The organism is Streptomyces sp. NPDC102462, from assembly GCF_044765425.1.
In the GTDB taxonomy this organism is placed as follows: Bacteria; Actinomycetota; Actinomycetes; order Streptomycetales; family Streptomycetaceae; genus Streptomyces.
Window position 1 is genome coordinate 102,773 of record NZ_JBIWKB010000030.1, and the last position, 10,031, is coordinate 112,803.

Below are 10,031 nucleotides of genomic sequence, written 5' to 3' on the forward strand. Positions count from 1 at the left end.
CCGGTCATGGTAGCCGCACCCCGCCCGTCACCACACCCTGTCACCGCGATGTCACTGTGCACATAGCAAAAACGCGGCAGGGGACCGGATGGTTCCCCGCAACCCACACCATCACACGACCTCCTCGTGCATCCACTGCCGCATCACCGTCAGCAGATGGTCCGGATCGACCGGCTTGGTGACGTAGTCGGACGCCCCCGACTCGATCGCCTTCTCCCGGTCGCCCTTCATCGCCTTCGCGGTCAGCGCGATGATCGGCAGCCCGGCGAACTGGGGCATCCGGCGGATCGCGGTCGTCGTCGCGTACCCGTCCATCTCGGGCATCATGATGTCCATCAGCACGACCGCCACGTCGTCGTGCTGTTCCAGGACCTCGATGCCCTCGCGGCCGTTCTCGGCGTACAGCACGGACAGACCGTGCTGCTCCAGGACGCTGGTGAGGGCGAAGACGTTGCGGATGTCGTCGTCGACGATCAGCACCTTCTCGCCGCCGAACCGCACTCCCCTGCGCGCCTGCGGGGCCGGCTCCTGCTCCGCGGCCGGCCACTGCCCGGGCCGCTGTTCGACGGCCGGGGCGCCCTTGCGACGGCGCCTGAAGAGGGCCGCGGCGCCGTTCTGCGTCTCCTGGTACGACTTCACCTCGGCCGGCGTCTCGATCTCGACGCCGGACAGCTCGGACGGCGGCTGCGCGGAGGCCACCAGGTCGCCCGCCGCCAGCGCGGGCGCCGCCTGCTGGTAGCCCTGCGGCGGCAATTCGCTCGGGTGCAACGGCAAATACAAGGTGAACGTGGAGCCGCGTCCCGGTTCGCTCTGCGCGTGGATCTCACCGCCGAGCAGCTGCGCGATCTCCCGCGAGATCGACAGCCCGAGGCCCGTGCCGCCGTACTTGCGGCTGGTCGTGCCGTCCGCCTGCTTGAACGCCTCGAAGATGACCCGCATCTTGCTGGCCGCGATGCCGATCCCCGTGTCGGTCACCGAGAACGCGATCAGCTCCGCGTCCGGGTCGGTGAGCGAACCGGCCTCCAGCAGCTGCTCCCGGACGCCCACCGGGACGTCCGCGCCGGCCGGCCTGATCACCAGCTCGACCGATCCGGAGTCGGTGAACTTCACCGCGTTCGACAACAGGTTCCGCAGCACCTGGAGCAGGCGCTGCTCGTCGGTGTGGAGCGTGGCCGGCAGCTCCGGAGAGACCCGTACGGACAGGTCGAGCCCCTTCTCCGCGGTCAGCGGGCGGAAGGTGGCCTCCACGTAGTCCACCAGCTGGACGAGCGCGATACGGGTCGGCGAGACGTCCATCTTGCCCGCCTCGACCTTCGACAGGTCCAGGATGTCGTTGATCAGCTGGAGCAGGTCGGAACCGGCCCCGTGGATCGTCTCGGCGAACTCGACCTGCTTCGGCGTCAGGTTGGAGTCGGCGTTGTCGGCGAGCAGCTTGGCCAGGATCAGCAGCGAGTTGAGCGGGGTGCGCAGCTCGTGCGACATGTTGGCCAGGAACTCGCTCTTGTAGCGCATGGAGACCGCCAGTTGCTCGGCGCGCTCCTCCAGGACCTGCCGCGCCTCCTCGATCTCGGTGTTCTTGACCTCGATGTCCCGGTTCTGCTGGGCCAGCAGCTCGGCCTTCTCCTCCAGCTCCGCGTTGGACGCCTGCAGCGCCTTCTGCCGGTTCTCCAACTCGGCCGACCGCTCCCGCAGTTGCTCGGTCAGCTCCTGCGACTGCTTCAGCAGCACCTCGGTCTTGGTGTTCACGGAGATGGTGTTGACGCTGGTCGCGATCATCTCGGCGATCTGGTTGAGGAAGTCCTTCTGGATCTGCGTGAACGGCGTGAAGGACGCCAGCTCGATCACTCCGAGCACCGTGCCCTCGAACAGCACCGGCAGCACGATCACCTGGGCGGGCGGCGCCTCGCCGAGCCCCGAGGAGATCTTCAGGTAGCCGCTGGGCGCGTTCTCCACCAGGATCGTGCGCTTCTCCTGGGCGGCCGTCCCGATCAGCGCCTCACCGGGGCGGAACGACGTCGGCATGGAACCCATCGAGTAGCCGTACGAACCGAGCATGCGCAGCTCGTAGGCGTCCTCGCTCTCGTCGTTCATGTCCTTGCCGTCGACCAGCGGCATCGCCAGGAAGAACGCGCCGTGCTGCGCGGAGACCACCGGCGTCAGCTCGCTCATGATCAGCGAGGCGACGTCCTCCAGGTCGCGTCGGCCCTGCATCAGCGCGGAGATGCGCGCGAGGTTGCCCTTGAGCCAGTCCTGCTCCTTGTTGGCGATCGTGGTGTCGCGCAGGTTGGCGATCATCTTGTTGATGTAGTCCTGAAGCTCCTGGATCTCACCGGAGGCGTCGACGTCGATCTTCAGGTTCAGGTCGCCCCGGGTCACCGCGGTCGCCACGCGCGCGATGGCGCGCACCTGCCGGGTCAGGTTCCCGGCCATCTCGTTCACGGACTCGGTCAGGTCGCGCCAGGTCCCGTCCACGTCACGCACGCGTGCCTGCCCGCCGAGCTGACCTTCCGTGCCCACCTCGCGGGCGACCCGGGTGACCTCCTCGGCGAAGCTCGACAGCTGGTCGACCATGGTGTTGATGGTCGTCTTGAGTTCCAGGATCTCGCCCCGGGCATCGATGTCGATCTTCTTCGTCAGGTCGCCCTTGGCGATGGCCGTCGTGACCATGGCGATGTTGCGCACCTGGCCGGTCAGGTTGGACGCCATCTGGTTCACCGACTCGGTGAGGTCCTTCCATGTGCCGGCCACGCCCGGGACGTGCGCCTGGCCGCCGAGGATGCCGTCCGTGCCCACCTCGCGGGCCACCTTGGTGACCTGGTCGGCGAACGAACTCAGCGTCTTGACCATCGTGTTGATGGTGTCGGCGAGCTGCGCCACCTCGCCGCGCGCCTCGATCGTCACCTGGCGCGTCAGGTCGCCGTTGGCGACGGCCGCCGAGACCTGGGAGATGTTGCGCACCTGCATGGTCAGGTTGTTGGCCATGAGGTTCACGTTGTTGCTGAGGTCCTTCCAGATGCCCGTGACACCCGGCACATGCGCCTGGCCGCCGAGGATGCCCTCGGTGCCCACCTCACGGGCCACCCGGGTCACCTGCTCGGCGAAGGACGACAGCTGGTCGACCATGGTGTTGACCGTGGTGACCAGTTCGAGGATCTCACCCTTGGCGTCGACGGTGATCTTCTTCGACAGGTCTCCCTTGGCGACGGCGGTGGTGACCTCGGCGATGTTGCGGACCTGGATGGTCAGGTTGTTCGCCATGAAGTTCACGGACTGCGTGAGGTCCTTCCAGGTGCCCGCGACCCCCTGGACCTCCGCCTGGCCGCCCAGCATGCCCTCGGTGCCCACCTCGCGCGCGACGCGCGTGACCTCCTGGGCGAACGACGACAGCTGGTCGACCATCGTGTTCAGGGTGTTCTTCAGCTCCTGGATCTCCCCGCGCGCGTCCACGGTGATCTTCTGGGACAGGTCGCCCCGCGCCACCGCCGTGGCCACCTGTGCGATGTTGCGGACCTGGGCGGTGAGGTTGCCTGCCATGCCGTTCACCGAGTCGGTCAGGTCGCGCCACACGCCCGCCACGCCGGGCACCTGCGCCTGCCCACCGAGGCGGCCCTCGGTGCCCACCTCACGGGCCACCTTGGTCACCTGGTCGGCGAAGGCGGACAACTGGTCCACCATCGTGTTGATGGTGTTCTTCAGCTCCAGGATCTCCCCGCGCGCGTCGACGTCGATCTTCTGGGACAGGTCGCCCCGCGCCACCGCCGTCGTCACCTGGGCGATCTGCCGCACCTGGGAGGTCAGATTGCCCGCCATGAAGTTGACGGAGTCCGTCAGCTCCTTCCAGGTGCCCGAGACGCCGTCCACGCGGGCCTGACCGCCCAGACGGCCCTCCGTGCCCACGTCCCGGGCCATACGGGTCACCTGGTCGGCGAAGCTCGACAACTGGTCCACCATCGTGTTCACGGTGTTCTTCAGCTGAAGCATCTCGCCGGAGACGTCGACCGTGACCTTCTGCGACAGATCGCCGTTGGCCACCGCCGTCGTCACCTGGGCGATGTTGCGGACCTGACCGGTGAGGTTGCGGAACGCCGTGTTGACCGAGTCCGTGAGGTCCTTCCAGGTGCCCGCCGCGCCCGGCACCTGCGCCTGGCCGCCCAGCTCGCCCTCGACCCCGACCTCCCGCGCCACCCGCGTGACCTCGGCGCCGAACGCGGAGAGCTGGTCCACCATCCCGTTGACGGTGTTCTTCAGCTCCAGCATCTCGCCGGCCACGTCGACGGTGACCTTCTGCGACAGATCACCGCTCGCCACCGCCATGGTCACCGTGGCGATGTCCCGCACCTGGGTGGTCAGGTTCCGGAACACCGTGTTCACCGAGTCCGTGAGGTCCTTCCAGGTCCCCGCGGCGCCCGGCACGTTCGCCTGCCCGCCGAGCCGCCCCTCGCCGCCGACCTCGTTGGCCACGCGCGTGACCTCGTCGGCGAAGATCCGCAGCGTCTCGGTCATCTGGTTGATCGTCTCGGCGAGCTGCGCGACCTCGCCGCGCGCCGGGACGGTCACCTTCTGTGACAGATCACCGTTGGCGACCGCGGTGGTGACCTGTGAGATTCCCCGCACCTGGGCGGTGAGGTTGCCCGCCATGGTGTTGACCGAGTCGGTCAGTTCCTTCCACACGCCGGCCACCCCGGGCACCTGTGCCTGGCCGCCCAGGATGCCCTCGGTGCCCACCTCGCGCGCGACCCGCGTCACCTCGGACGAGAACGCGGACAGCTGCTCCACCATCGTGTTGACGGTGTTCTTCAGCTCCAGCATCTCGCCCGCCACGTGCACGGTGACCTTGCGCGACAGATCACCGCGCGCGACCGCGGTGGTCACCAGGGCGATGTCCCGGACCTGCGCGGTGAGCCGGTTGGCCATGGTGTTGACGGACTCCGTCAGGTCCTTCCACGAACCGGACATGCCGCGCACCCGGGCCTGGCCGCCCAGCTTGCCCTCGGTGCCCACCTCGCTGGCCACGCGCGTGACCTCGTCCGTGAACGTGGACAACTGGTCGACCAGATTGTTGACGGTCCGCCCGACCCGCAGGAACTCGCCGCGCAGCGGGTGCCCGGTGCCGTCCGGCCCGTGCGTGCGCAGTTCCATGCGCGGCGACAGATCGCCCTCGGCCACCGCGGTCAGCACCCGGCCCACCTCGGAGACGGGCCGTACGAGGTCGTCGACGAGCGCGTTGGACGCGTCGATCGCGGCGGCCCAGGAGCCCTCGCAGGCCCCCGTCTCCAGCCGTTCCGTGAGCTTCCCCTCACGTCCCACCATGCGCCGCACCCGCGACAGCTCACCCGTCAGATGCAGATTGCGGTCGGCCACCTCGTTGAAGACCGCGGCGATCTCGGACATCACACCGTCGCCGGAGACGGTGAGCCGCTTGCGGAAGTTTCCCTCGCGCATGGCGACGAGCGCCGCCAGCAGCCGGTTCAGGGCAGCGGTGTCCACCGTGGTGGTGCCGCCCTGCTTGCCCAGGGAGCGTCCGCCTTTCGCGCGCGTCTTCGTGGCCCGCGTCGCTGCGCCAGACTCCACTGTGTCCCTCCCGCGGGGGTCGACCGTCACTGCTGTGCTCGTCGGGTACTGCCGATCGGTGTTCCGGTTACTGCCGCGTACCGGTTACCGCTGCGTATTTCTTCCAGATCGATCCGGCCGCACCAAGGGCTGCTGCCCCCCGTGCACAGAACACACTCAGCCTGTCCGGACCTTCACAAGAAGCTTGCCCAGTGTTTCACCCCTGCGGAACCAGGCCATAACAGTTCGGCAGCTTCGCACATCGTCCGCACACCCTGGGGGCGTAAAGACAGGCGACCGGCATCCGTCCGGACGGCGAAGGTAAGTAACCTTGCATGCGGCTGTCCAGCCGCACCGGTCCGTCCGGCCTGGGCGGTGGCAGGAGAACGACCGGGCATCGGAGGGGCGGCCGCAGAACCATGACCACCGGACTGATCCCCGGGGGACAGCCCCCGGAGAGGCCGAAGGGGGCACGGATGCCGCAGCAGCGGCGCGAGCGGGACGGCCACGCCGCCCTGCCCGTCGACAACCGGCCGAGGAGTTCTGTGATCACCGCGCGCGCGGCCGCCAGCTTCGAGCCCGTCGGACGATCCGTCGCGACCGCCCGCTCCTTCGTCCGCGACACCCTCCAGGGCTGGGGCTTCGCCGACATCGTCGACGACGCCGTGGTCCTCACCAGCGAACTCGTCACCAATGCGGTGGTGCACGCGGGCACGCACGCCGATGTGCTGTGCCTGCGCACCGAGGACGGTGTACGCATCGAGGTCGCCGACCGCTACCCGGAGCGTGAGCTGCCCGTGCAGAGCGCCGCGATCGCCATGGGCAGCCCGGACCGCGAGGGCGGCCGCGGACTCCAGCTGTGCGCGGCCCTGGCCGCCCGCTGGGGTGTCGAGTACACGCCCACGCACAAGAACGTCTGGTTCCAACTCGACCTGCCCGAACGACCGGTCGGCACCCGCGCGGCCGGCCCGTCCCTGCCCGCGGACCTGCTCCCGCTCGCCGACGGCCGGGTCCGGGTCGCGGTCGTGCAGATCGACCGCGAGGGCGCCATCACGTCCTGGAACGAGGACGCGGAGGAGTTGTTCGGCTACAGCGCCGACCAGGTCACCGGCAAGCCCCTGACCGACCTCGCGGCCTGGCCGCACACGCCCGGCACCAGCACCGGCATCGTGGAGGCGCTGCGCCTGTCGCGCTGGGAGGGCAGCTACGGCATCCGCGGCGCCGACGGCCGGGTCACCTCGGTGTACGCCTCGCACCTGCGGGTACGCGACACGGGCGGCGAACCCTCCACCGTCTGCCTGCTGGTGCGGGACCACGAACGCGCCGTCCTGCAGACGCCGTTGCGCGTCCCGGCCTCCGACGGTCCCCAAGTCTCCGACGGCCAGAGCGCCGACCCGTTCGAGGTCTTCATCGGCTCCCCCGCCCCGGACGACCTCGACGGCCTCCTCCAGCGCACCGTGGAGCGCGCCCGCGACATGCTCGACGGCGACTCCGCCTTCCTGCTGCTGGCGACCGACGACGAGACAGAGCTGGAGGTCCGCGCCTCCACCGGCCTGCCCTCGGCCCGTCAGCGCTTCGCGCGCGTGCCCGTAGAGGCGGGCCCCGGCCGGTACGGCTCGGCCCGCATGCCCGCCGTCCACGACGACCTCACGGCCGTGCCGGGCGCCGTTCCGCTGCTGGCCGGCACCGGCATGCGCTCGGTGGTCACCGTCCCGCTCAAGGTGGAGGGCCGCCTCACGGGCTCCCTGGGCGTCGCCGCGGAGGCACCAGGCCGATACTCCAACGAGGAGGCGCTGCGCCTCCAGTTCGCCGCCGACCGGATCGCCCTGGCCGTGGAATCGGCCCGCCTGGGCGAGCTGGAGCGGCTGCGCCGTGGCTCGCTGAGCTTCCTCGTGGAGGCTTCCGACCTGCTCGCCGGCACCCTGGACCGGGACCAGACACTGGCCCTGATGGCCCAGATGACGGTGCCCACCCTGGCCACCTGGTGCGCCGTCTACACCATCGCCGACCAGGCATCGGACCCCTATCTGTCGTACGTCCTGCACGAGGACGAGGAACTCATCGACGGCATCAAGTCGTTGCTGTCGAAGATCGCGCCGCCGGACCCGGTGCCCACCCCGGGTGCCCGGGTCTGGACGGCTCCCGGCGAGGTGGCCCACCAGGCGGCGCTGCGCACGTCCATGCGCAGTCTCGGTCTGGCCGGCGGACCGCCCCACCAGGTCTCCTCCGGCATCGGCCCGACGCTCGCCACGGCCTCCGCGGTCGGCGGCGAGACCGTGGTCCTGCCGCTCGTCGCCCGCAACCGCGTCATCGGCATGCTGACCCTGGGCAAGCCGACCGACGAACACTTCCGGCAGGAAATCCTCGAACTGGCCGAGGACCTGTCCCGCCGGGCCGCCCTGGCCCTGGACAACGCCCGGCTGTACTCGGAGCGCACGGCCATCAGTCAGGCCCTCCAGCGCAGCCTCCTGCCGCCGGGCACCCCGCACATCGAGGGCGTCGAGGTCGAGGTCATCTACCGCGCGGCCGGCGAGGGCAACGAGGTCGGCGGCGACTTCTACGACGTCTTCCCGATCAGCGACGACGCCTACGGCTTCGCCATCGGCGACGTGTGCGGCACGGGCCCCAACGCTGCGGCCGTGACCGGCCTCGCCCGCCATGCGCTGCGCCTGCTGGCCCGCGAGGGCCTGAGCGGCCCGGCGGTACTGGAACGCCTGAACTCGGCCATCCTCGACGAGGGCTCCCGCAGCCGGTTCCTGACACTCCTGTACGGCGAGATGCGCCCGCAGACGGACGGCAGCGCGGAGTTGAAGGTGGTGTGCGCCGGCCACCCGCTCCCCCTGCGGCTGCGCCAGGACGGCACGGTGGAGCCGGCGGCCGAGCCCCAGCCCCTCCTCGGCGTCATCGAGGATCTGGAGCTGTACGAGGAAACGGTCACCCTCGACCCGGGCGACGTGCTGCTCTGCGTCACGGACGGCGTCACCGAACGCCGGGAAGGCGCCCGCATGTTGGGCGACGACGGACTCGCGGACGTCCTCACCACCTGCACGGGCCTGACGGCCGGCGCGGTCGCGTCCCGCATCATGCGCGCGGTGGAACGCTTTGCCTCCGACGCGCCATCAGATGACATGGCCATCCTGGCGATGCGCGTACCGGAACTCCAGTAGAACGCCAGGGCCGGGAAAGAACCGAGGCATGAGAAAGGGCTCCACCCGACTGGGTGGAGCCCTTTCTTGCCGGAGCCCCCAAACGGAATCGAACCGTTGACCTTCTCCTTACCATGGAGACGCTCTACCGACTGAGCTATAGGGGCCTGTCGCCTTTTTGAGGTTTCCCTCGCGGCAACGGTCCAGAGCATACCCTGAAGGGAGCCGTGCTCCCAAACTCGTTCAGTGCCGCTCAGAAGGCGGGCTGAAGCAGTCCGCCGAGCGCATTGCACGCGGAGGCGATCCGCTGCATGTCCCGCTTCGTCAACGAGGCGTCCACGGGCAGCGCCAGCGTCTCGTCGGCGGCCCGCTCGGTCTCCGGCAGCGACACACACCGACGGAACTCCGGCATCCGGTGCACGGGCGTCTTCACCGGCACCCGGCACTCAACTCCCCTGGCCCGTACGGCCCGTGCGAAGGCGTCCCGGTCCGGTCGGCCGTTCCCCGGCACGCGCACGACGTACTGCTGGAAGGTGTGCCCGTCACCGCTGTCAGGGGTGCGCACACCGCGCAGCCGGGCGTCGAGGTAGGCGGCCCGCTGCCGCCGTTGGGCGATCTCGTCGTACGGCACCTCGGACTCGGTGTGCTCCAGCACCAGGAGCCCGTGCCGCTGCCCCGTCCCGTGCAGTTGCGCCAGGTCCGCCCGCCGCCCGAAGCGGTGCACGACGACCACCGCAGCGGTACGGGAGGTTACGGCCGCTTCGACGGCGCAGGCGTCCAGGCAGTACGTCACCGGGTCTATGTCGGCGAACACCGGGAGCGCACCGACGAGGGTCACGGCCTCGGCGACCTCGATGTTCCCGAAGGCCGGCACGACGACCTCGTCGCCGACTCCGACACCGGCGGCCCTGAGCATGGCAGCAGTACCCATGTGCTGGATGCTGAGCGCGCAACGTGAACGTCACGTTACGACAAACAGAAAAGGGTTGGGCCCCGAACCGAAGTTCGGGGCCCAACCCTTTTCAAGAATAGTTCGGCGGTGTCCTACTCTCCCACAGGGTCCCCCCTGCAGTACCATCGGCGCTGTAAGGCTTAGCTTCCGGGTTCGGAATGTAACCGGGCGTTTCCCTCACGCTATGACCACCGAAACACTATGAAACTATGAACACCCACACCACCCCGACAAAGGGATGGGGCTGTTCGTGGTTTCAGAACCAACACAGTGAACGCGAGCGTCTGAGGACAAGCCCTCGGCCTATTAGTACCGGTCACCTCCACCAGTTACCTGGCTTCCAGATCCGGCCTATCAACCCAGTCGTCTACTGGGAGCCTTAC

Annotated in this window: 3 protein-coding genes, 1 tRNA gene and 2 rRNA genes; 1 reads left to right on the plus strand and 5 read right to left on the minus strand. The window is 69.2% G+C overall.

Annotated features, from left to right (window positions below; translation table 11 throughout):
• Positions 1-111: 111 nt before the first annotated feature.
• Positions 112-5,571: a HAMP domain-containing protein gene (locus tag ACIRFL_RS25080; RefSeq protein ID WP_404032377.1), complete on the minus strand. Its 5,460-nt coding sequence runs from the start codon at positions 5,569-5,571 to the stop codon at positions 112-114.
• Between the two features lie 398 nt (positions 5,572-5,969).
• On the opposite strand from ACIRFL_RS25080, the gene ACIRFL_RS25085 reads away from it, so the two are divergent.
• Positions 5,970-8,717, plus strand: a complete 2,748-nt coding sequence (locus ACIRFL_RS25085; protein ID WP_404032380.1) for a SpoIIE family protein phosphatase — start codon at positions 5,970-5,972, stop codon at positions 8,715-8,717.
• Positions 8,718-8,790: 73 nt separating this feature from the next.
• Here the strand turns inward: ACIRFL_RS25085 and ACIRFL_RS25090 are convergent.
• From ACIRFL_RS25090 to ACIRFL_RS25105, 4 genes are all read right to left on the minus strand, one after another.
• Positions 8,791-8,863, minus strand: a tRNA-Thr gene (locus ACIRFL_RS25090).
• An 86-nt stretch (positions 8,864-8,949) separates the two neighbouring features.
• Positions 8,950-9,612, minus strand: a complete 663-nt coding sequence (locus tag ACIRFL_RS25095) for a DegT/DnrJ/EryC1/StrS family aminotransferase (protein WP_404032385.1) — start codon at positions 9,610-9,612, stop codon at positions 8,950-8,952.
• A gap of 115 nt (positions 9,613-9,727) precedes the next feature.
• Positions 9,728-9,844: ribosomal RNA gene (rrf, locus tag ACIRFL_RS25100) — 5S ribosomal RNA — on the minus strand.
• A gap of 90 nt (positions 9,845-9,934) precedes the next feature.
• Positions 9,935-10,031: ribosomal RNA gene (locus ACIRFL_RS25105) — 23S ribosomal RNA — on the minus strand; the annotation flags it as partial.